Below are 21,223 nucleotides of genomic sequence, written 5' to 3'. Positions count from 1 at the left end.
ACGAGGCCGTTCAGGCCGACAAGGGGTCCGGGGCGCAGCCCCGGCCCCACGGCTCAGCCGCCGGAGGCGTTCGCGCAGTCCGCGCAGGTGCCGAAGATCTCCACCGTGTGCGCGACGTTGACGTAGCCGTGCTCGGCGGCGATGGCTTCCGCCCACTTCTCGACCGCGGGGCCCTCGACCTCGACCGCCTTGCCGCAGGTGCGGCAGACCAGGTGGTGGTGGTGGTCGTCGGTGGAGCAGCGGCGGTAGACGGATTCGCCGTCGGCGGTGCGCAGGACGTCGACCTCGCCGGCGTCGGCGAGGGACTGCAGGGTGCGGTAGACCGTGGTGAGCCCGACCGAGTCGCCCTTGTGCTTGAGCATGTCGTGGAGCTCCTGAGCGCTGCGGAACTCCTCGACCTCCTGGAGGGCCGCCGACACGGCGGCCCGCTGCCGGGTGGCACGGCCCTTCACGGGCGGTCCAGCGGTCGTCACCGGGTGCCTCCTCACGTCTGTCGTCTGCGGCTTGCCGGGCCATTGTGCCAGCCCGGCCGGCCGGCGGTCAGACGCCGACCTCGTCGGTGGCCCCCCGGGTGGCCGGAATCTTGCACTCCGCCGGATCGGCGGCGGCCTGCGCCGCGGTGGCCGCTCGCGCGCGTCGCCGGGCCAGCGGCGTCGCCAGCGCGGTCAGCAGGACGAACGCGCCGATGGTGAGCAGCACGATCGTCGCGCCGGGCGGCACGTCCTGGTAGTACGAGGTGACCGTGCCGCCGATGGTCACGCTGACGCCGATGGCGACGGCGACCGCGAAGGTGGCGGCGAAGCTGCGGGTGAGCTGCTGTGCCGCGGCCACCGGGACCACCATCAGCGCCGACACCAGCAGCAGCCCGACGACGCGCATCGCGACCGTCACCGTCACCGCCGCCGTGACGGCCGTCAGCAGGTTCAGCGCGCGCACCGGCAGGCCGGTGACCCGGGCGAACTCCTCGTCCTGGCTGACCGCGAACAGCTGGCGGCGCAGGCCCAGGGTGACCAGGACCACGAAGGCGGCCAGCACGCAGATCGCGGTCACGTCGGACTCGGAGACCGTGGACAGGGAACCGAAGAGGTACGAGTTCAGGTTGGCGTTGGAGCCCGTCGGCGCGAGGTTGATGAACATCACGCCGCCGGCCATGCCGCCGTAGAAGAGCATGGCGAGGGCGATGTCGCCGCGGGTCCGGCCGTACCAGCGGATCAGCTCCATGAGGACCGCGCCGAGCACGGCGACCAGGGTGGCCATCCACACCGGGGACCAGGTGAGCAGGAAGCCGAGGCCGACGCCGGTCATCGCCACGTGGCCGATGCCGTCGCCCATGAGGGCCTGGCGGCGCTGGACCAGGTAGATGCCGACGGCGGGGGCGGTGATGCCGACCAGGACGGCGGCCAGCAGCGCCCGCTGCATGAAGGCGTAGTTCAGGATTTCCATGGGGGCCTTCTCAGCTCAGCAGTCCTGTGCGGATCGGTTCGGCGCCCGCCGGTGCGTGCGGGTGTACGTGGTCGTGGCCGGGCAGCGCGTGCTGGCCGACCGCCTTGGGGGGCGGGCCGTCGTGCAGGACGCAGCCGTCGCGCAGGACGACGGCCCGGTCGATCAGCGGCTCCAGGGGGCCCAGCTCGTGCAGGACGAGCAGGACGGTGGAGCCGGCCGCGACCTGCTCGCGCAGGGTTGCGGCGAGCACCTCCTGGCTGGCCAGGTCGACGCCGGCCATCGGCTCGTCCATGATCAGCAGCTCGGGTTCGGCGGCGAGCGCGCGGGCGATCAGCACCCGCTGGTGCTGGCCGCCGGAGAGGGCGTTCACGGAGTCCCTGGCCCTGTCCGCCATGCCGACCAGGTCGAGGGCGCGGCGTACGGCCTCGTGGTCGGCCTTGCGCAGGATGCCGAAGCGGGCCCGGGAGAGGCGGCCGGAGGAGACGACCTCGGTCACCGTCGCGGGGACGCCGCCCGCGGCCGTGGTGCGCTGCGGGACGTAACCCACGCGCGCCCAGTCGCCAAAGCGGCGGCGCGGGGTGCCGAACAGCTCGATCTCCCCGCCCGTGACCGGCACCTGGCCGATGACGGTGCGCACGGCGGTGGACTTGCCCGAGCCGTTGGCGCCGAGCAGGGCCACGACCTCGCCGCGGCCCACGGTGAGGTCGATGCCGCGCAGGACAGGGCGTGAGCCGAGTTCGGCGCGGACGCCGCGCAGGGATATGACGGGCTCGCTCATGCCGCCCTCCGGTGAGTCGATCATTTGGCTCCCAGGGCCGTCTGCAGGGCCTTGAGGTTGGCTTCCATGACCTGGAAGTAGTCGTCGCCGCGGGACTTGTCGGTGATGCCCTCGAGCGGGTCGAGGACGTCCGTCTTCAGGTTCGCGTCCTTGGCGACCGTCTTCGCGGTCCTGTCGCTGACGAGCGTCTCGTAGAAGACCGTGGAGACGCCGTCGGCCTTGGCCATCTTCTCAAGCTCCTTGACCCGGGCGGCGCTGGGCTCGGACTCGGGGCTGAGGCCGCTGATGGCCTCCTCGGTCAGTCCGTAGCGCTCGGCGAGGTAGCCGAAGGCGGCGTGCGTGGTGATGAACACCTTGGTGTCCGTGTCCTTCAGCCCGGTCTCGAACTTCGTGTTCAGCTCGCCGAGCTTCTTGACCAGGGCCTCGGTGTTCTTCTTGTAGTCGGCGGCGTGGTCGGGGTCGGCCTTTTCGAAGGCCTTGCCGACACCCTCGGCGACCTCGGCGTACTTGACCGGGTCGAGCCAGACGTGGGGGTCCTTGCCGCCGGCCTCGCCGCCGTGGTCGTGGCCGTGCTCTTCCTCGGTGTGCTCTTCCGCGTGCTCTTCCGCGTGCTCTTCCTCGTGGGCGGCCTCGCCCTCGTGGTCGTGGCCGCCGGCCTCGGCGCCGTGCTCCTCCAGGGAGGTCAGCGTGGCCGCGTCGATCTTCGTCTTGGCGCCGGACTGGCCGATGGCCTCGTCGACGGCGGGCTGGAGGCCCTTGAGGAAGAGCGCGGCGTCGGTCTCCTCCAGCTGCGCGCGCTGCTTGGTGCTGAGCTCCAGGTCGTGCGGCTCCTGGCCGGGCTGGGTCAGACTGTTGACGTTGACGTGCTCGCCGCCTATCTGCTCGGCGAGGAAGGCCATGGGGTAGAACGACGCGACGACGTCGAACTTGTCCGTGTTGCCCGCCGCCGCGCTGTCGCTGGAGCAGGCGGAAAGGGTCCCGAGGCCGAGTGCGGCGGCCGCGGTGACTGCTATGCCGGATATGCGGCGTCGTCGTACGTTCATGGCATTCATTTTCAACAAATATGGAAACGGTTGTCAACAAACGGCCGGTTCGGCGGGCGGGAGTCGGGCGGGGAGGCCAGGTGGGCCCCCGATTTGGTTGAGGGGCAGTCCGCGCCGGTAACCTGAAGCATTCTCTGGAAGCATCTCGTTTCGCCCGCCCGTCTCCCGACCAGCACCCCCCATCGAGGCGCTTCGCGCCGCACCAGTCAGTCACCGTCGTCGTAATGAAGAGAGCACCGTGGCCGCCGACAAGATCGACACCATCGTCAGCCTGAGCAAGCGCCGTGGCTTCGTATTCCCGTGCAGTGAGATCTACGGCGGTCAGCGCGCCGCCTGGGACTACGGGCCGCTGGGTGTCGAGCTCAAGGAGAACCTCAAGCGCCAGTGGTGGCGCTACATGGTCACCTCGCGCGAGGACGTCGTCGGTCTCGACTCGTCCGTGATCCTGGCCCCCGACGTCTGGGTGGCCTCCGGCCACGTCGCCACCTTCACGGACCCGCTGACCGAGTGCACCTCCTGCCACAAGCGGTTCCGCGCGGACCACCTGGAGGAGGCCTACGAGGAGAAGAAGGGCCGCGCCCCGGAGAACGGCCTGGCGGACCTCAACTGCCCCAACTGCGGCAACAAGGGCACCTTCACCGAGCCCAAGCAGTTCTCGGGTCTGCTCTCCACCCACCTCGGCCCCACCCAGGACAGCGGCTCCGTCGCCTACCTGCGGCCCGAGACCGCGCAGGGCATCTTCACCAACTTCGCCCAGGTGCAGACCACTTCGCGCCGCAAGCCGCCTTTCGGTATCGCCCAGATGGGCAAGTCCTTCCGCAACGAGATCACGCCCGGCAACTTCATCTTCCGCACCCGCGAGTTCGAGCAGATGGAGATGGAGTTCTTCGTCAAGCCGGGCGAGGACGAGAAGTGGCAGGAATACTGGATGGAGCAGCGCTGGAACTGGTACACCGGCCTCGGTCTCCGTGAGGAGAACATGCGCTGGTTCGAGCACCCGGCCGAGAAGCTCTCCCACTACTCCAAGCGCACCGCCGACATCGAGTACCGCTTCCAGTTCGGCGGCAGCGAGTGGGGCGAGCTGGAGGGTGTCGCCAACCGGACGGACTACGACCTCTCCTCGCACGCCAAGGCCTCCGGCCAGGACCTCTCCTACTTCGACCAGGAGGCCGGCGAGCGCTGGACGCCGTACGTCATCGAGCCGGCGGCCGGTGTGGGGCGCGCGATGCTCGCCTTCCTGCTCGACGCGTACATCGAGGACGAGGCCCCGAACGCCAAGGGCAAGCTGGAGAAGCGCACGGTGCTGCGCCTGGACCCGCGCCTGGCGCCGGTGAAGGTCGCGGTGCTGCCGCTGTCCCGCAACCCGGAGCTGTCGCCGAAGGCCAAGGGTCTCGCCCAGGCGCTGCGGCAGAACTGGAACATCGACTTCGACGACGCCGGTGCGATCGGGCGCCGTTACCGGCGCCAGGACGAGATCGGTACGCCGTTCTGCGTGACGGTGGACTTCGACACGCTGGACGACAACGCGGTGACCGTGCGGGAGCGGGACACGATGAAGCAGGAACGCGTGTCGCTGGACCAGATCGAGGGGTACCTGGCCTCCCGGCTGGTCGGCTGCTGACGTTCGCCGCCGTCGGCGTACCAGGGGGCTCCGTCCCCTGGACCCCCGGCCTTCGCCCACCCTCCATCCGACTCGGTCGGGCGGAGGGTGGGCGTTTTCGGTATTGGTCCCCCATGGCGGTGGCTCATTGGCCCTGTAAGGCGGGGCCGTGCCGACGTCAGGGTGGTGGCCATGAGCATCGCCTTTCTGCTGACCACCCTCGTGGTCGTCGCCACCCCCGGCACCGGGGTCGTCTACACTCTCGCCGCCGCCCTCTCGCGCGGACGTCGCGCGAGCGTCGTCGCCGCCCTCGGGTGCGCGCTCGGTATCGTGCCGCACCTGCTGGCCACCGTCACCGGTGTCGCGGCGGTGCTGCACGCCAGTGCCACCGCCTTCCAGGTCCTCAAGTACGCCGGTGTGGCCTACCTCCTGTACATGGCCTGGGCCACCCTCCGGGACAAGCAGGCGCTCGCCGTGGGCGACGAGCGGGCCGAGCCCGTTCCGGCCGGGCGGGTGATCCTGCGAGGCGTGCTGATCAACATCCTCAACCCGAAGCTGACCCTGTTCTTCTTCGCCTTCCTGCCGCAGTTCGTGGACCCGGGCCAGGCCGGCGCCCTGCCGCGCATGCTGGTGCTGGGCGTCGTGTTCATGCTGGTGACGTTCGTCGTGTTCGCCGGGTACGGGATCCTGGCCGCGTCCGTGCGCGACCACGTCATCTCCCGGCCGCGGGTGATGGCGGGGCTGCGGCGGAGCTTCGCCGGGTCGTTCGTGGCGCTGGGGGCGAAGCTGGCGTTCACGGCCCGGTAGCGCTCGGCGGCCTCGTGCAGCGGCCTTTCGGGAGCGCGCGCCGACATCGTCGGGATGAGTGCCCGAAGTGCGGGAACCCGGAGAAATGCGGAAGGTGATGTTCCCAGGGTTTCCACAGCTTGCACGAGCTTGCACAGGGCGAGGACGAACAGCCATGGCTGAGCAGAAGTCGGCGCAGACGCTCCCGAGGCCGTTGCACGCGGCCGCATCGGCGCTGCGGAAGGTGCCGGGCGCCGGGACGGTCGGGAGGGCCGCCGAGGGCGCGCTGGACAGGATCGGGGCCGTGTCGCCGCGCGGGCGGCGCGTGGTCGTGTACACGGGGGCCGGGGTGCTGGGCATCGCCGGACTGGTGGAGTGGCCGGTGGCGGCCACCGGGGCGGCGGTGGCCTGGCTGACGCGGCCACGGCCCAAGGAGTCCCCGGCCGGGGACGTCGCGCGGGTGGTCGGCGGCAGGGCGGCAACCTCCGGCGGGGACCAGGAGGAAGGCCCGCGGAAGGCCGGTACGGCAGCCACGGGTACGGCGGAGAAGACCCCCGCACGGCGGAGTACCGCCAAGAAGACCGCGGGCACGCAGGGCGCCGCCAGGAAGAGCCCGGCCGCGAAGAGCACGGCGGGGTCGAGTGCCGCCGGAAAGAGCACGGCGAAGACGAGCGCGGCGAAGACGAGCGCGGCGAAGACCGGCGCCGCCAAGAAGACCACGGCCAAGGCGAGCACGGCCAGGAAGAGTGCCGCCAAGAAGACCGCCGGCACGCAGGGCGCCGCCAAGAAGAGCCCGGCCACGAAGAGCACCGCGAAGACGGGCCCGGCGAAGACGAGCACGGCCAGGAAGAGCGCCGCCAAGAAGACCACGGCCGGTGCCTCCAGGAGTACGTCCTCCCGGAGCGCGTCCTCCCGGGGCACATCCAAAGCCAAGGCGTCCGCCGGCCGGCCCACCGCTCCCGCGGGCGGCCGGAGCCGGAAGACGGCCGCGTCCACCCGGAAGGCGGGCTGAGAGACAGCGATGGTCGGTGGACTTCTGACGCGCTCCCAGGGCGCCGTCACCGGATTCGTCCTGGCCGGGCCCCGGCTGCTCGCGCGCGGCACCGCGCCCGCGGTGGGTGCCGCGGCCGGCGCCGTGGCGGGCACCGCGCGGGCCGGGGTGCGCGGCGCGGACTTCGCGGCACGGGCGGCACGGGTCGCCCGCGCGGCGCTGCCGGGCGGCACCCCGGACTGGCGGGCCGGACACCGGGCGCACGTCGCGCTCCGGCCGGCCGCGACGGAGAAGGTGCGCCGGGCCGGCGGCACGGAACGCGTGGCGCGGCGGGTGGCGGCGGCACTGGCCGAGCACCCGGACGTGGTGCTCGCCTACTGGGACACCGGCCTCGCCCGGCTCGTCGTGACCGCCACCGAGGAGGCACTGACCGACCGGGTGGTGGACCGGGCCACCGAACTCGCCGAGGAGCACGGACTGACCCGGGCGGAGCAACGGGGCCCGGGAGATCCGGTGGAGGAGCTCGCCCACCCCGGCGACCCGGCCTCCGTACGCGTCGCGGCCACGGCCCTCGGGGCCGACGTGCTGGGCATCGCCGCCGCCCTGACCGGCGCGCGCCTGCGGCTGCCGCCCTCGCCGCGCCTGGTGACGGCCGTGGCGACGCTGCTGCGCGAGAACCCGACTTTCCGCGCCTGGCTGCGTGCGCGGCTCGGCGCCCACCGCATGGACGTGGCCCTGGCCGTCGCCAACGCGGCCGTGCACGGCGCCGGCCAGAGCTACACCTCACTGGTGCTCGACGGGGCCCTGCGCGCGTGCCAGCTGACGGAGGCGGTGACCCGGACGGCGACCTTCGAGGTCGTCCACGACCGGCTGTGCGCCCCGGGCCGGGACAGCCTGCCCGCCGACCCCGCCCTGCGCCCCGCGCTGCGGAGCTCCCCGGCGCAGGACTACGCCGCCCACGCCTCGACCGGCAGTGTGGCGGGCGCGGCGGCGACCCTGCTGGTCAAGCACGACGTGGCCGAGGCCGCCGAAGCGGTGCTCGCCGGCTCGCCCAAGGCCGCGCGCTACGGGCCCGCCGCCTTCCACGCCGTACTGAGCGCCGCGCTGTCCCGGACCGGTGTGCTCGTACGCGACCCCGAACGGCTGCGGCAGCTGGAGATGGCGGCCACCGTCGTCCTGCACCCCAGCGCGTTGCGGGCACCGGACGCGGGCGCCGACCCGTGGACCGAGGACGTGCTGGACGCGGCGCGGCGCGCGGGACTGCGCGTGGTGATGGTGGAGGACCCGGCGCTGGCCGACTTCACCGGCCTCGCGGACCAGGTGGTCAGCGGGAAGCGGCCGCTGCGCGAGGTCGTGGACGAACTGCGTGCCGAGGGCGGTGTGATCACCGTCGTACGGCCCCGGCCGGGCGACGACGAGACGGTGACGGCCGGGCTGCTCGGCGCAGACGTGGCCGTCGCGCTGGCCGACGCGGACGCCCCGGTGGCCTGGGGGGCGGACGTCATCGCTCCGCAGGGGCTCGCCGACGTGTGGCGGCTGCTGCGGGCGGTGCCGGCGGCCCGCGCGATCGGACGCCGGTCGCAGACGCTGGCCCGGTCCGGGGCCGCGCTGTCCGGGCTGCTGGTGGCGGTCGGTGAGGCGCGCGGCAAGGGCGGCAACGGGGGCGGGGGCGCCGCGTCGGCGCTGTCCGGGCTGCGGCACGCGCCCGTCGACGTGAGCGCGGCGGCGGCCCTGCTGTCCGGGACGCGCGCCGCGCTCGGCGTGGCGATGGCCCGCGCCCCGCACCCCCGGGCGCGGGTGGCGTGGCACACGCTCGACCCCACGGGCGTACGGGAGCGCCTGGCGCGGGAGAAGGAGCCGGAGCCGTCCCTCGTCGAACAGGTGACGGCCAGGATGCGCGGGGCGGCCGACCGGGCGGGCCGCGTGCCCGTGCTCGCGCCGGTGAAGTGGACGTGGCAGCTGGGGCAGGCCGTGCGGGGGGAGCTGGACGACCCGCTGACACCGGTGCTGGCGGTCGGCTCGGCGGCCGAGGCGATCCTCGGCTCCGTCATGGACGCGCTGCTCGTCGTCGGCGCCCTCGACCTGAACGCGCTGGTCGGCGGCTTCCAGCGGCTGCGGGCCGAACGGGCGCTGTCCGGGCTGCTCGCCCAGCAGAAGCAGAAGGCGCGGGTCTCCGAGAAGGAGACGCACGACCCCTCGGCCGAGCCCCGCGTCGTGGACGCGGCCAAGCTCCACCCGGGCCACATCGTCGACCTCAAGGCGGACGACGTCGTCCCCGCCGACGCCCGGCTGCTGTGGGAGGACGGCCTGGAGGTCGACGAGTCCGCGCTCACCGGCGAGTCGCTGCCGGTGGACAAGTGCGTGGACCCGGTGACGAACGCGCCCGTCGCCGAGCGGCACTGCATGGTCTTCGAGGGCACGACCGTGGTGGCCGGCCGCGCCCAGGCCGTCGTCGTGGACACGGGGGAGCACACCGAGGCCGCCCGGGCGGTCTCGCTGGCCGCCCGTACGCCGTCGGCGGCCGGAGTGCAGGCCAGGCTCCAGGAACTCACCCGCAAGGCGCTCCCGCTCACCCTCGCCGGCGGAGCCGCGGTGACCGGCCTCTCGCTGCTGCGCGGAACCCCGATCCGGCAGGCAGTCGCCGGCGGTGTCTCGGTCGCGGTGGCCGCCGTGCCCGAAGGGCTGCCGCTGGTGGCGACGGTGGCGCAACTGGCGGCGGCCCGCCGGCTCAGCCGCCACGGCGTCCTCGTCCGCACCCCGCGCACGCTGGAGGCGCTGGGCCGCATGGACACCATCTGCTTCGACAAGACGGGCACGCTCACCGAGAACAAGCTGCGGCTGACACGGGTCGCCGGCGGCGACGGCACGGTCCGCAAGGCGGGCGACCCGGACGCCGCCGACGCCGTACGGGTCGCCGCGCGCGCCTGCCCCCGCCTGAACGGCGACGGCGCCCGCCCCACCCACGCCACCGACGAGGCCGTCCTCGACGCCGCCGGGGACGACCCGGGGTGGACGCAGGAGGAGGGCCTGCCCTTCGAGACCTCGCGCGGCTACGCCGCCGCCGTCGGACGGGACGGCGACGGCGCGCCGGTGCTGGTGGTCAAGGGCGCCCCGGAGACCGTGCTGCCCGCCTGCGCCGACCTGCCGCCGCACGCCTCCGAGGTGGCGCAGAGCCTGGCCCGCGACGGGCTGCGCATCATCGCGGTGGCCTCCCGGCCCCTGCGCAAGGGCGAGAAGGCGGCCGACGTACTCGAACAGCCGCCTCAGAAGCTGGAGTTCACGGGGATGCTCGGGCTGGCCGACGTGGCCCGCGAGACGTCCCCGGCGCTGGTGCGCGGACTGCGCGAGGCGGGCGTACGGCCCGTGGTGCTGACCGGCGACCATCCGCAGACCGCCCACGCCATCGCCGTCGACCTGGGCTGGCCCGAGGACGCGGTCGTGGTCACCGGCGACGAACTCGCCGCCGCCGACCGCACGGCCCGCTCCCGGATGCTGCGCGACGCGGACGTCGTCGCTCGGGTGGCGCCCGAGCAGAAACTCCAGGTCATCGAGTCCCTGCGGGACGCCGGACGGGTCGTCGGCATGGTCGGCGACGGAGCCAACGACGCCGCCGCCATCCGCGCCGCCGACATCGGCGTCGGCATCAGCGCCCGCGGCTCGGCCGCCGCCCGCAACGCCGCCGACCTGGTCGTCACCGGCGACGACCTGCTCGTCCTGGTGGAGGCGGTCCGGGAGGGCCGGGCCCTGTGGCGCAGCGTCGCCGACGCCATCGCCATCCTGATCGGCGGCAACGCGGGCGAGGTCGGCTTCGGCATCCTCGGCACCGTCCTCGGCGGCTCCGCCCCGCTGTCCACCCGCCAGATGCTGCTGGTCAACCTGTTCACGGACCTGTTCCCCGCGATGGCGGTGGCGGTGACGGAGACGGGGGACCCCGAGCAGGAGGAGAACGACGCGGGCACCCCGCTCGGCACGGCGGTGCTGGGCGAGCCCCTGATCCGCCAGATCCGGCACCGGGCGCTCACCACGGCCCTCGGCGCGACCGCCGCCTGGCTGTTCGGCCGCTTCACGCCGGGCACGCGGCGCCGCTCGACGACGATGGCCCTGTGCGCCGTGGTCGGCACCCAGCTCGCCCAGACCCTGGCCGACCGCCGCGGCAGCCGCCTGGTCCAGGTCACGTCGCTGGGCTCCGCCGCCGCCCTGGTCGCCCTGGTCCAGACACCGGGCGCCAGCCAGCTCTTCGGCTGCACCCCGCTGGGCCCCCTCGCCTGGGCGGGCGTGGCCGCGGCGATCATCCTGGCACTGGCGGGCCAGCGAGCGCTCCCGCAGATGGAGGAGACGGTCGTGAAGTACTGGCCGAAGCTGGCGGAGCGGCTGCCGGCGGTGCGGTGATGCGGTGACGCGGGGACCGCCGCCACGGCCAGCGCGAGCACCGTCCCGTGTGCGTGACAATGGACAGATGTCCACGCCCACCACGCCCGCCCCCAGCACCACCACCCGGCCGTTGCAGGTCGGCCCGCACACCGTCGCGCCGCCCGTCGTGCTGGCGCCGATGGCCGGGATCACCAACGCGCCCTTCCGCACCCTGTGCAGGGAGTTCAGCGGGGGCAAGGGCCTGTTCGTGAGCGAGATGATCACCACCCGGGCGCTGGTCGAGCGCAACGAGAAGACCATGCAGCTGATCCACTTCGACGCGACCGAGACGCCGCGCTCGATCCAGCTGTACGGCGTCGACCCGGTGACCGTCGGCAAGGCCGTCCGCATGATCGCGGAGGAGGGCCTCGCCGACCACATCGACCTGAACTTCGGCTGCCCGGTGCCCAAGGTGACCCGCAAGGGCGGCGGCTCGGCGCTCCCGTACAAGCGGAACCTGCTGCGGGCCATCGTCCGCGAGGCCGTCACCGGCGCCGGTGACCTCCCCGTCACCATGAAGATGCGCAAGGGCATCGACGACGACCACCTGACCTACCTCGACGCCGGGCGGATCGCCGTCGAGGAGGGCGTGAGTGCCATCGCGCTGCACGGCCGCACCACCGCCCAGCACTACGGCGGCACCGCCGACTGGGAGGCCATCGCCCGCCTGAAGGAGCACGTGCCGGAGATCCCCGTGCTCGGCAACGGCGACATCTGGTCCGCCGAGGACGCGCTGCGGATGGTGCGGGAGACCGGCTGCGACGGTGTCGTGGTCGGCCGCGGGTGCCTGGGACGGCCGTGGCTCTTCGCCGACCTGGTCGCCGCCTTCGAGGGGCGTACTCAGGACTTCGTACGGCCCACCCTGCGCGAGGTCGCCGACGTGATGGTCCGGCACGCCACCCTGCTCGGCGAGTGGATCGGCGACGAGGCGCGCGGCGTCATCGACTTCCGCAAGCACGTCGCCTGGTACCTCAAGGGCTTCGCGGTCGGCTCCGACATGCGCAAGCGGCTCGCGATCACCTCCTCCCTGGAGGCACTGCGTGCCGGGCTGGACGAACTCGACCTCGACCAGCCCTGGCCCACCGGCGCCGACGGCCCCCGCGGCCGCACCTCCGGCAACAACCGGGTGGTCCTGCCGGACGGCTGGCTGAAGGACCCGTACGACTGCGCGGGCGTCGGCGAGGACGCCGAGCTGGACACCTCCGGCGGCTGATCAGCCCCCGGTGGGGTGCGGGGTGGAGCCGTACGCCGTCAGGAAGCGGTCGCGGAAGGAGCTCATCCGCCACACCGGGGCGTCCGGGGCGGGTTCGAGACCCTCCGTCCAGTTCCAGCCGTCGATCGCGTCGAGCACCTCCGGGTCCTTGGCCACGATCGAGACGGGGACGTCCCGGCCCGCCCCGTCGCCGCTGACGCGGGCGAGCGGCTGGTGGTCGCCGAGGAAGACGAGGACGGTGTCGTCGGTGCCGTAGCGCTCCAGCCACTGGAGGAGGCTGGTGAGCGAGTACTCGACCGACCTGCCGTACTCCTCCTTCGACCGGGCGGGGTCGGCGATGACGTCGGACGCCTCCACCCCCGACGCCTCGATGCCGTCGAACACCGAGCCGTCGCCGATGTCGTCCCAGTCGACCATCTCCGGGAGCGGCGCCCAGGGCTGGTGGCTGGAGGTCAGGATGATCTCGGCCATCAGCCGCTTGTCGCGCTTCCTGCCGTGCTCCAGGCGCTGGAAGGCCTCCAGCGCGTACTGGTCGGGCATGGTCGACCAGCTGAACTTCGGGCCCTCGTACCCGACGTCGAACGCGTCGTAGACCTTGTCGAGCCCGTACCACTCCGCCTCCGGCCAGGCCTTCTGCACACCCGGCATGACGCCGACCGTGTCCCAGTCGCCGGTCCTGCGGAACGCCTCGGTGAGGGTGAGGTGGTCGCCGGCGGTGACGGTGCGGTAGCGCTGCTGGTTGTCGACCCACAGGCCCGACATGAACGTGGAGTGGCCGAGCCAGCTGCCGCCCCCGAACGTCGCCGACGTCAGCCAGCCGCTCCGCGCCCGGTAACCCGCCCCGGCCAGGGCCCGCGCACCCGTGTCGAGGGTCCGGCGGACACCCGGTGCCACGACCGGGTCCGCCAGGGCGCTGCGGCCGTAGCTCTCGATGAACGTGAAGACCACGTCCTTGCCGCGCAGCTCCGGCACCAGCTGCGCGCCGGGCGTGGCGCCGAAGCGGTCCGCCCGCGCCTCCTTCGCGAACGCCGCCTCGTCCCGCAGCGTGTCCGCCACCCGGTGCGCCTGCGCCCGGACGGCCGCCGTGGCGCTCGTGGTGGCGACCGGCACGCCGAAGGTCTGCACGCCCAGCGCCGCGCAGGTCATCCACACGGTGGCCGCCATCAGCGCCCCGCGGGCCGCCCGCTCCCGGTCGGCGGCGAGCAGCTCGCCGAGCCGGACCGCTGCCAGCGACATGAGCACCAGCAGGAGCAGGACCGCCGCGACCGCGCCCACCGCCGCCCAGGCCGCCGCCGCCCCGCCCATCGAGTCCGCCACGTACGACCGGGCGTCGTCCAGCAGGCCCCAGTCCAGGACGACGTCGAAGCCCCGCCCCAGGTACTCGGTGAACCCCATGTCGAGCAGGTTCAGCACGGTCAGGGCGCCGAGTCCGAGCCCGGACAGCGCCGACAGCACCAGGCGGGGCACGCGCGGCACGCAGAGCAGCAGCACCGCCGCGACGACCGCCTCCACCGGGATCCGCGCGAACCGGTTCGGCTCCAGGGCGGCGAGGCTGTTGGGCAGCAGCAGCGCCCCGAGCACGAGAGAGGCGGCGAGGGCGGTCGTGGTCCGGCGCACGGCGACGGCGGTGCGCGGGTACCGGGTGCGCCAGGCACGCCAGTGGCCCGGGCGGGACCCGGGGGAGGGGAGCGCGGTGGCGGGCCCGGGTGTGCCGTCGGGGTCCCCGGAGGTCCGCGGTGGCCGGCGGAAAGGTGTGATGACAGGCACCCGGAGGTCCTTCCGTACGAAACCCGGTGGAACGGCGGACCCGGCGAGGGGGCCGGGTCCGCCGCACTGTCGTACGTCCGCCACGAGCGGTCCGTTCACGCGTCCGCATGGTGAAACCCGACGGCCTGTGGCAGCGTGATTCTCGCCACCTCTGATAGAGGCTGTGCTCAGATGAGCGGATCTTGGACGGTTCTACTTCTCCAAGGTGTGGCACTGAGTGCCACACCTTGATCGTTCATCGATCGAACTCAAACGTGGGGAATGGTGCTCGAATGAGCGCAGGGCGGTGCATCTGGAAGTTCATTCGTTCAAGAAGTGAAAACACAAGTCGTCGGTCGCTTGCCAAGCCTTGACTTTCGATCCGCTGGCGGACGAGTGGTTACAGGCGCATGACGCGCAAGTGGACGTACCCATGGGCCTTTGATCTGGGTACATTCCTCGCCGTCAGGGCAGCCACCGCGTCCTCGAGGAGTCGAGACCCGTGTCGGAAAACAAAGAACCCCAGGTAGCGAACACGGCGAAGTTCGTTTACGACTTCACCGAGGGCAACAAGGACCTCAAGGACCTCCTCGGCGGCAAGGGTGCCAACCTCGCCGAGATGACCAACCTGGGCCTTCCGGTCCCTCCCGGCTTCACCATCACCACCGAGGCCTGCAAGACCTACCTCGACAGCGGCGAGGAACCGGCGGCACTGCGTGACGAGGTGAGTGCGCACCTCGACGCCCTCGAAGAGAAGATGGGCAAGAAGCTCGGCCAGGCCGACGACCCCCTCCTCGTGTCGGTCCGCTCCGGAGCCAAGTTCTCCATGCCCGGCATGATGGACACGGTCCTCAACATCGGCCTCTCCGACAAGTCCGTGCAGGGCCTCGCCCAGCAGGCCGGCGACGACCGCTTCGCCTGGGACTCCTACCGCCGCCTCATCCAGATGTTCGGCAAGACCGTCCTCGGCGTCGACGGCGACCTCTTCGAGGAGGCGCTGGAGGCGGCGAAGGCGGCCAAGAAGGTCACGGTCGACACCGAGCTGGAGGCCGCCGACCTCAAGAAGCTCGTCACCAAGTTCAAGAAGATCGTCAAGACCGAGGCCGGCCGGGACTTCCCGCAGGACCCGCGCGAGCAGATGGACCTCGCCATCAAGGCCGTCTTCGACTCCTGGAACGGCGAGCGCGCCAAGCTCTACCGCCGCCAGGAGCGCATCCCGCACGACCTCGGCACCGCCGTCAACGTCTGCTCCATGGTCTTCGGCAACCTGGGCCCCGACTCGGGCACCGGCGTCGCCTTCACCCGCGACCCCGCCTCCGGCCACCAGGGCGTCTACGGCGACTACCTGCAGAACGCCCAGGGCGAGGACGTCGTCGCGGGCATCCGCAACACCGTCGCCCTCGCGGAGCTGGAGTCGATCGACAAGAAGTCGTACGACCAGCTGATGCGGATCATGGAGACGCTGGAGAACCACTACCTGGACCTCTGCGACATCGAGTTCACCATCGAGCGCGGCCAGCTGTGGATGCTCCAGACCCGCGTCGGCAAGCGCACGGCGGGCGCCGCCTTCCGCATCGCCACCCAGCTCGTCGACCAGGGCCTGATCGACGAGGCCGAGGCCCTCCAGCGCGTCAACGGCGCCCAGCTCGCGCAGCTGATGTTCCCGCGCTTCGACGACGACGCCAAGGTCGAGAAGGTCGGCCGGGGCATCGCCGCCTCGCCGGGCGCGGCGGTCGGCAAGGCCGTCTTCGACTCGTACACCGCCGTCAAGTGGTCCCGCTCCGGCGAGAAGGTCATCCTGGTCCGCCGCGAGACCAACCCCGACGACCTGGACGGCATGATCGCCGCCGAGGGCATCCTGACCTCGCGCGGCGGCAAGACCTCCCACGCGGCCGTCGTCGCGCGCGGCATGGGCAAGACCTGTGTCTGCGGCGCCGAGGAGCTGGAGGTCGACACCAAGCGCCGCCGGATGACCGTCCCCGGCGGGCACGTCGTCGAGGAGGGCGACGTCATCTCCATCGACGGCTCCTCCGGCAAGGTCTACCTGGGCGAGGTCCCCGTCGTGCCCTCCCCGGTCGTCGAGTACTTCGAGGGCCGCATGCACGCGGGCGCCGAGGACGCCGACGAGCTGGTCGAGGCCGTGCACCGCATCATGGCCTTCGCCGACCGCAAGCGCCGGCTGCGGGTGCGCGCCAACGCCGACAACGCCGAGGACGCGCTGCGCGCCCGCCGCTTCGGCGCCCAGGGCATCGGCCTGTGCCGCACCGAGCACATGTTCCTCGGCGACCGGCGCGAGCTGGTGGAGCGGCTGATCCTCGCCGACACGGAGGCCGAGCGCGAGGAGTCCCTGAAGGCGCTGCTCCCGCTCCAGAGGAAGGACTTCGTCGAACTGTTCGAGGCGATGGACGGCCTGCCGGTCACCGTCCGCCTGCTGGACCCGCCGCTGCACGAGTTCCTGCCGGACATCACCGAGCTGTCGGTCCGCGTCGCGCTCGCCGAGTCCCGTCAGGAGCCGCACGAGAACGAGCTGCGCCTGCTCCAGGCCGTGCACCGGCTGCACGAGCAGAACCCGATGCTGGGCCTGCGCGGCGTCCGTCTCGGCCTGGTCATCCCCGGCCTGTTCACCATGCAGGTGCGGGCGATCGCCGAGGCCGCGGCCGAGCGCAAGGCGGCCAAGGGCGACCCGCGTGCCGAGATCATGATCCCGCTGGTCGGCACCGTCCAGGAGCTGGAGATCGTCCGCGACGAGGCCGACCAGGTCATCGCCGAGGTCGAGGCGGCCACGGGCGCGAAGCTCAAGCTGTCCATCGGCACGATGATCGAGCTGCCGCGCGCCGCGCTGACCGCCGGGCAGATCGCCGAGGCCGCCGAGTTCTTCTCCTTCGGCACCAACGACCTGACCCAGACCGTGTGGGGCTTCAGCCGCGACGACGTCGAGGCCAGCTTCTTCACGGCCTACCTGGAGAAGGGCATCTTCGGCGTCTCCCCGTTCGAGACCATCGACAAGGACGGCGTCGGCTCGCTGGTCGCCGCCGCCGCGAAGGCCGGCCGCGCCACCCGCCCCGACCTGAAGCTCGGTGTCTGCGGCGAGCACGGCGGCGACCCCGAGTCGGTCCACTTCTTCCACGAGGTGGGTCTGGACTACGTCTCCTGCTCCCCCTTCCGGATCCCGGTGGCCCGGCTGGAGGCTGGCCGGGCGGCGTCGCGGTCGAAGGGCAGCGACCACCGCTGAGCCCCTGAGCGGGGCCTCATGCCCCGGAGCCGCCGTCTGTCACCCGACCACCCTCACCGATCGGCGGCGGCTCCGGACCACGAGAAGAGGCGGCACCCGTGCGGGGGTGCCGCCTCTCGCACGGGCGGCGGCAGCCGTACGGGGTGCCGCCTCTCCCGCGGAAAGGCACGGCCGGGGCCACCGGAACCCTGGGAGTACGACCGGGGGCGCCTGTGCGTACAGTTTGGGAATTCTGCCAGCACGAGATTCACCGGAACGGGTGGGGAATGACCCAGACGAACTACAGCGAGCCGGTTCCCGCGGCTGATTCGGGCGGCGGCGAGGAGCGGATCGTACCGGGACCGTTGTCGTCGCCGAGCGCTGTGGAGGCGAAAGCGGCCGAGGCCGGACCGGTGGTCCGCAAGGACCGGCTCGCGGCGCTGGACGGGCTGCGGTTCCTCGCGGCGCTGGCGGTGGTCTTCTTCCACTTCGTCGGCCAGAAGCCCAAGACGATGGAGTGGATCTGGGGCCGCCCGTACCAGGAGATCTTCCCCGAGGCGCACGGCTACTTCGCGTTCGGACGGCTCGGCGTCGACCTGTTCTTCCTGATCAGCGGCTTCGTCATCTGCATGAGCGCGTGGGGACGCACCCCGCGGGACTTCTTCATATCGCGCGTCACCCGCCTGTACCCGATGTACTGGGTGGCGATCGTGGTGTCCGCGTGCGTGATCTACCTCGTCGACACCCCGTTCGGGCACCCCAGCCCGCGGATGCTCTTCGCCAACTTCACGATGCTGCAGACCCCGCTCGGGGTGGACAATCTCGATTCCGTCTACTGGACGCTCTGGCCGGAGCTCTGCTTCTACCTCACCTTCTCGGTCGTGGTGTGGAAGGGCCTCACCTACCAGCGAGTGGTGATCTTCTGCGGGTTGTGGACGGTCGCCGCGGTGCTGGCACCCAGCGCCGACATGCCGTTGCTGAAGCTGCTGGTGAACCCGCCGTCCGCCCCGTACTTCATCGCGGGCATGGCCTTCTACCTGATGTACCGCTACCGGCCGACCCCGCTGCTGTGGGGCATCGTCGCCATGTCGTGGCTGCTGGGGCTGCACTTCCTGCTGACGCCGGGCGGCGGCCGCATCAGCTGGGGGGACTGGGCGCCGTGGCGTGGCTGGCTGATCCTGCTGGTCACGGTGTTCTTCCTGCTGATCGCCGTGATCGCGCTCGGCTGGACCAGCCGGATCAGCTGGCGCGGGCTGACCGTGGCCGGGACGCTGACCTTCCCGCTGTACCTGCTGCACGACATCATCGGCGTGACCGTCCTGCACCGCTTCGGCGACCGTGCCGACCCCTGGGCCGTGGTCGGAATGACCGTCGTCGGCCTGGTCGCGCTGTCGTACGTCGCGCAGCGGTTCGTCGAGCGTCCCGTGGCCCGGGCCGCGCGGCGCTGGCTCAGCAGCGCCGCGTTCAGCCTGAAGCCGCCGCCGCGCCGCTGAGCACACGTCGGGGGCCGGAGCCCGCGCCGCCGATCACACGGCGGGCGGGCGCCGGTGGGAGCGTGCGGCGTCAGCGGGCGCCGTTGCTCCGGCGCCGGTTCACCGCCAGGAGCAGTCCGCCGCCGGCGAGGACGACGGCCGCGCCGCCCGCCGCGATGTACGGCGTGCTGTCGTCGCCGCCGGTCTCGGCCAGGCCGGTGCCCTGCTGCCCGGCGGCCTCCTTCGCGCCCGCCTCGCCGCTCCCGGACTTCTCCGCGCCCTTGGAGCCCGCGCCGTCGTCGGTCTCCTTGTCGCCGGCGGGCACGAAGTCCGCGGGCGGCTGGTCGCAGCCGACGCCGTCCTTGTCGCGGTCCAGACGCTCGGCGTAGTGCTCGTCGCCCTTCTTGATGTCGGAGTACCCGGCGTCGTACGCCTCGGTGCAGTTCTTGAACGGGTGGGTGCCTTCGTGGGCCTGGGCGGCGGTCGGCAGGGCGGCCAGGGCCAGCGCGGCGACGGCCACGGCGGCGGGCTTGCGGAGCAGGTTCATCGAGAGTCCCGGGGCTGGTGTGGATGAGCGGATATGAGGTGACGAAGCTAGTGAGGTGCCGAAGGTGTGGTGGTCGTATGAAGGACTCGTGATACGAACGTGACGTGACCGGACGGTAACTCTCCGCTCCGGAGCGCCGGAGCGTACGGTGAGAGACGTCCGGACCAGGGAAGGAGCCGCTGATGACCGGCTGGAACGTGGGCGACATGCCCGGCCTGGACGGGCGCGTCGCCGTCGTCACCGGCGCCAACGGCGGCCTCGGCTACGTGGTGGCCCGGGAACTGGCACGCAAGGGAGCGTGCGTGGTGCTCGCCTGCCGCAGCGGGGCGAGGGGGAACGCCGCCGTCGAGCGGCTCCTCGGCGAGGTGCCGGACGCCGCCGTGGAACTGGCGCGGCTGGACCTCGGGGACCTGGCCTCCGTCCGCGAGTTCGCGTACGCACTGCCCTACGAGCGTGTCGACCTCCTCGTCAACAACGCCGGGGTGATGGCGCTGCCCCACGGGACGACGACGGACGGCTTCGAGACGCAGTTCGGCGTCAACCACCTGGGTCACTTCGCCCTCACCGGGCTGCTGCTGCCCACCATGCTCGCCACGCCGGGCGCCCGCGTCGTGACCGTCTCCAGCTTCCTGCACACGCTGGCCAACATCGATCCGCGCGACCTCAACAACGTACGGCGGTACGGGCGCTGGACCGCCTACGCCCGCTCCAAGTCCGCCAACCTGCTCTTCACCCACGAGCTGGCCCGCCGGCTCGCGGCACGGGACGGCGGGGCGGACCTGTGCGCGGTCGCCGCCCACCCGGGGTACGCGGAGACCGGCCTGCTGACCGCCGGCCCCCGTGCCGAGGGGCGCCGGGTCGCCGAGCGGCTGATGACGCTCGCGGGCCGCATCGTCGCCCAGAGCGCCGAGGCGGGCGCGCTGCCCGTCCTGTACGCCGCGACCGCGCCCGGCGTACCCGCCGACTCCTTCACCGGACCGTCCTTCGCGATGTGGCGCGGGGCGCCCGCCCCCTCCTGGCGGGCGCCCTGGACCACCGACGACGCGATGGGGGAGCGGCTGTGGGCCGCCTCCGAGCGGCTCACGGGTGTCACCTACGAGGCGCTGAAAGGCTGAGGCCGGGCAGGAAACCGACAGCCGCCCCGGGGGGTCAGGCCGTCTGCCCGCCGTCCACCACCAGGTCGGTGCCCACCACCGACGCCGCGTCGTCCGACGCCAGGTAGAGCACGGCCGCCGCGACCTCCGCCACCTGGGACACCCGGCCGAGCGGCGTCTCGCTCCTCATCCGCTCGGCCCGCTCCGCCTCCGTCTCGCCGGGCCGCAGGGACATGGAGGTCGCCGTGGCGCCCGGGCTGACGGCGTTGATGCGGACACCGTCCGCGATGTGGTCCAGGGCGGCGCCCCGGGTGAGCACCGAGACGGCCGCCTTGGTGGCCGCGTAGGCCGTGGCGCCCGGGCTGCGCTTGTGCAGGCCGAAGGTGGAGGCGATGTTCACGATGGCGCCGCCGGCCGGCTGGGTGCGCATCCGGCGGACCTCCGCCCGCATGGCGAGGAACACGCCGCTGACGTTGATGTCGAGCTGCGCGTACCAGTCCTCCTCGGCGAGGTCGGCCACGGGAACTCCGCCGTGGAAGACGCCCGCGTTGTTGACGGCCACGTCGAGGGAGCCGAAGCGGTCCACGGCGGCGTCCACGACGGCCCGTACGTCGGCGGCGCGGGTGACGTCGGCGGTGACGGCCAGCGCCTTGCCGCCCGCCTCCTCGATGAGGGCCACCGTCTCGTCGAGCGGCTCCCTCCCACGCCCGGCGACGACGACGTGCGCGCCCTCGGCGGCGAGAGCCAGGGCGACGGCCCGTCCGATGCCGGAACCCGCGCCGGTGACGAGGGCGGTCCTGTCGGTGAAACGCTGGATGGTCATGAATCTCCCCTATTTCTTGACCGAACGGTTCATTATGCGGCCGTGAAAAAGACCCCTCCGGAGAGG

General features: G+C 72.5%; 15 protein-coding genes. 8 read left to right on the top strand and 7 right to left on the bottom strand.

Going from position 1 to position 21,223, the window contains the following annotated elements:
- Positions 1–53: 53 nt before the first annotated feature.
- From ACH4F2_RS00660 to ACH4F2_RS00645, 4 genes are all read right to left on the bottom strand, one after another.
- Positions 54–473 carry a Fur family transcriptional regulator gene (locus ACH4F2_RS00660; RefSeq protein WP_055416814.1) on the bottom strand — a complete coding sequence of 140 codons (420 nt, stop codon included), beginning with the start codon at positions 471–473 and terminating at the stop codon, positions 54–56.
- Positions 474–540: 67 nt separating this feature from the next.
- On the bottom strand, positions 541–1,443 hold the full coding sequence (locus ACH4F2_RS00655; RefSeq protein ID WP_398130502.1) for a metal ABC transporter permease: 903 nt from the start codon (positions 1,441–1,443) through the stop codon (positions 541–543).
- Between the two features lie 10 nt (positions 1,444–1,453).
- The gene (locus ACH4F2_RS00650; RefSeq protein WP_398130501.1) at positions 1,454–2,245 is read right to left on the bottom strand and encodes a metal ABC transporter ATP-binding protein; all 792 of its coding nucleotides are present in this window, start codon (positions 2,243–2,245) and stop codon (positions 1,454–1,456) included.
- Entirely contained in the window at positions 2,242–3,264 is a 1,023-nt protein-coding gene (locus ACH4F2_RS00645; protein WP_398130500.1) for a metal ABC transporter substrate-binding protein, read from the bottom strand. The genes ACH4F2_RS00650 and ACH4F2_RS00645 overlap by 4 nt, the downstream gene beginning before the upstream one ends.
- 238 nt (positions 3,265–3,502) lie before the next feature.
- Between ACH4F2_RS00645 and ACH4F2_RS00640 the strand changes: the two genes are divergently transcribed.
- The 5 genes from ACH4F2_RS00640 (at position 3,503) to dusB (ending at position 12,264) form a co-directional block, all read left to right on the top strand.
- The gene (locus ACH4F2_RS00640) at positions 3,503–4,885 is read left to right on the top strand and encodes a glycine--tRNA ligase (RefSeq protein WP_398130499.1); all 1,383 of its coding nucleotides are present in this window, start codon (positions 3,503–3,505) and stop codon (positions 4,883–4,885) included.
- A 171-nt stretch (positions 4,886–5,056) separates the two neighbouring features.
- Positions 5,057–5,671 (top strand): LysE family translocator, encoded by a 615-nt coding sequence (locus tag ACH4F2_RS00635; protein WP_398130498.1) that lies wholly within the window; start codon positions 5,057–5,059, stop codon positions 5,669–5,671.
- A gap of 154 nt (positions 5,672–5,825) precedes the next feature.
- Positions 5,826–6,662, top strand: coding sequence for a hypothetical protein (locus ACH4F2_RS00630; protein WP_398130497.1), 837 nt, complete (start codon positions 5,826–5,828; stop codon positions 6,660–6,662).
- 9 nt (positions 6,663–6,671) lie between these two features.
- Entirely contained in the window at positions 6,672–11,030 is a 4,359-nt protein-coding gene (locus ACH4F2_RS00625; protein ID WP_398130496.1) for an HAD-IC family P-type ATPase, read from the top strand.
- A gap of 67 nt (positions 11,031–11,097) precedes the next feature.
- On the top strand, positions 11,098–12,264 hold the full coding sequence (dusB, locus tag ACH4F2_RS00620; protein WP_398130495.1) for a tRNA dihydrouridine synthase DusB: 1,167 nt from the start codon (positions 11,098–11,100) through the stop codon (positions 12,262–12,264).
- Here dusB and ACH4F2_RS00615 read toward each other — a convergent pair whose 3' ends face one another.
- Positions 12,265–14,031, bottom strand: coding sequence for a CDP-alcohol phosphatidyltransferase (locus ACH4F2_RS00615; RefSeq protein ID WP_398130494.1), 1,767 nt, complete (start codon positions 14,029–14,031; stop codon positions 12,265–12,267).
- A 481-nt stretch (positions 14,032–14,512) separates the two neighbouring features.
- Here ACH4F2_RS00615 and ppdK point away from each other — a divergent pair, with 481 nt between their 5' ends.
- Both ppdK and ACH4F2_RS00605 read left to right on the top strand, forming a co-directional pair.
- Entirely contained in the window at positions 14,513–17,242 is a 2,730-nt protein-coding gene (gene ppdK / locus ACH4F2_RS00610) for a pyruvate, phosphate dikinase (RefSeq protein ID WP_398130493.1), read from the top strand.
- A gap of 266 nt (positions 17,243–17,508) precedes the next feature.
- Positions 17,509–18,714, top strand: a complete 1,206-nt coding sequence (locus ACH4F2_RS00605) for an acyltransferase family protein (RefSeq protein ID WP_398130492.1) — start codon at positions 17,509–17,511, stop codon at positions 18,712–18,714.
- A gap of 70 nt (positions 18,715–18,784) precedes the next feature.
- Here the strand turns inward: ACH4F2_RS00605 and ACH4F2_RS00600 are convergent, their stop codons facing one another.
- Complete coding sequence (locus tag ACH4F2_RS00600; protein WP_398130491.1) at positions 18,785–19,240, bottom strand: LAETG motif-containing sortase-dependent surface protein; 456 nt, start codon at positions 19,238–19,240, stop codon at positions 18,785–18,787.
- 182 nt (positions 19,241–19,422) lie between these two features.
- On the opposite strand from ACH4F2_RS00600, the gene ACH4F2_RS00595 reads away from it, so the two are divergent.
- Positions 19,423–20,355 carry an oxidoreductase gene (locus tag ACH4F2_RS00595; protein ID WP_398130490.1) on the top strand — a complete coding sequence of 311 codons (933 nt, stop codon included), beginning with the start codon at positions 19,423–19,425 and terminating at the stop codon, positions 20,353–20,355.
- A 34-nt stretch (positions 20,356–20,389) separates the two neighbouring features.
- On the opposite strand, the gene ACH4F2_RS00590 is transcribed toward ACH4F2_RS00595, so the two are convergent.
- Complete coding sequence (locus ACH4F2_RS00590; RefSeq protein WP_398130489.1) at positions 20,390–21,157, bottom strand: SDR family NAD(P)-dependent oxidoreductase; 768 nt, start codon at positions 21,155–21,157, stop codon at positions 20,390–20,392.
- Positions 21,158–21,223 lie beyond the last annotated feature (66 nt).

The sequence above is a fragment of the Streptomyces sp. NPDC017890 genome, assembly GCF_044328675.1.
GTDB lineage: Bacteria > Actinomycetota > Actinomycetes > Streptomycetales > Streptomycetaceae > Streptomyces.
Note: the sequence above shows the minus strand (reverse complement) of the source record. Positions and strands in the feature narration are given on the sequence as shown.

What these genes read in the sequence shown, in the direction of transcription:
- ACH4F2_RS00655 (WP_398130502.1), bottom strand. Translation starts at nt 1,443, where the DNA reads ATGGAAATCCTGAACTACGCCTTCATGCAGCGGGCGCTGCTGGCCGCC.
- ACH4F2_RS00650 (WP_398130501.1), bottom strand. Translation starts at nt 2,245, where the DNA reads ATGATCGACTCACCGGAGGGCGGCATGAGCGAGCCCGTCATATCCCTG.
- ACH4F2_RS00645 (WP_398130500.1), bottom strand. Translation starts at nt 3,264, where the DNA reads ATGAACGTACGACGACGCCGCATATCCGGCATAGCAGTCACCGCGGCC.
- ACH4F2_RS00635 (WP_398130498.1), top strand. Translation starts at nt 5,057, where the DNA reads ATGAGCATCGCCTTTCTGCTGACCACCCTCGTGGTCGTCGCCACCCCC.
- ACH4F2_RS00630 (WP_398130497.1), top strand. Translation starts at nt 5,826, where the DNA reads ATGGCTGAGCAGAAGTCGGCGCAGACGCTCCCGAGGCCGTTGCACGCG.
- ACH4F2_RS00625 (WP_398130496.1), top strand. Translation starts at nt 6,672, where the DNA reads ATGGTCGGTGGACTTCTGACGCGCTCCCAGGGCGCCGTCACCGGATTC.
- dusB (WP_398130495.1), top strand. Translation starts at nt 11,098, where the DNA reads ATGTCCACGCCCACCACGCCCGCCCCCAGCACCACCACCCGGCCGTTG.
- ACH4F2_RS00605 (WP_398130492.1), top strand. Translation starts at nt 17,509, where the DNA reads ATGACCCAGACGAACTACAGCGAGCCGGTTCCCGCGGCTGATTCGGGC.
- ACH4F2_RS00600 (WP_398130491.1), bottom strand. Translation starts at nt 19,240, where the DNA reads ATGAACCTGCTCCGCAAGCCCGCCGCCGTGGCCGTCGCCGCGCTGGCC.
- ACH4F2_RS00595 (WP_398130490.1), top strand. Translation starts at nt 19,423, where the DNA reads ATGACCGGCTGGAACGTGGGCGACATGCCCGGCCTGGACGGGCGCGTC.
- ACH4F2_RS00590 (WP_398130489.1), bottom strand. Translation starts at nt 21,157, where the DNA reads ATGACCATCCAGCGTTTCACCGACAGGACCGCCCTCGTCACCGGCGCG.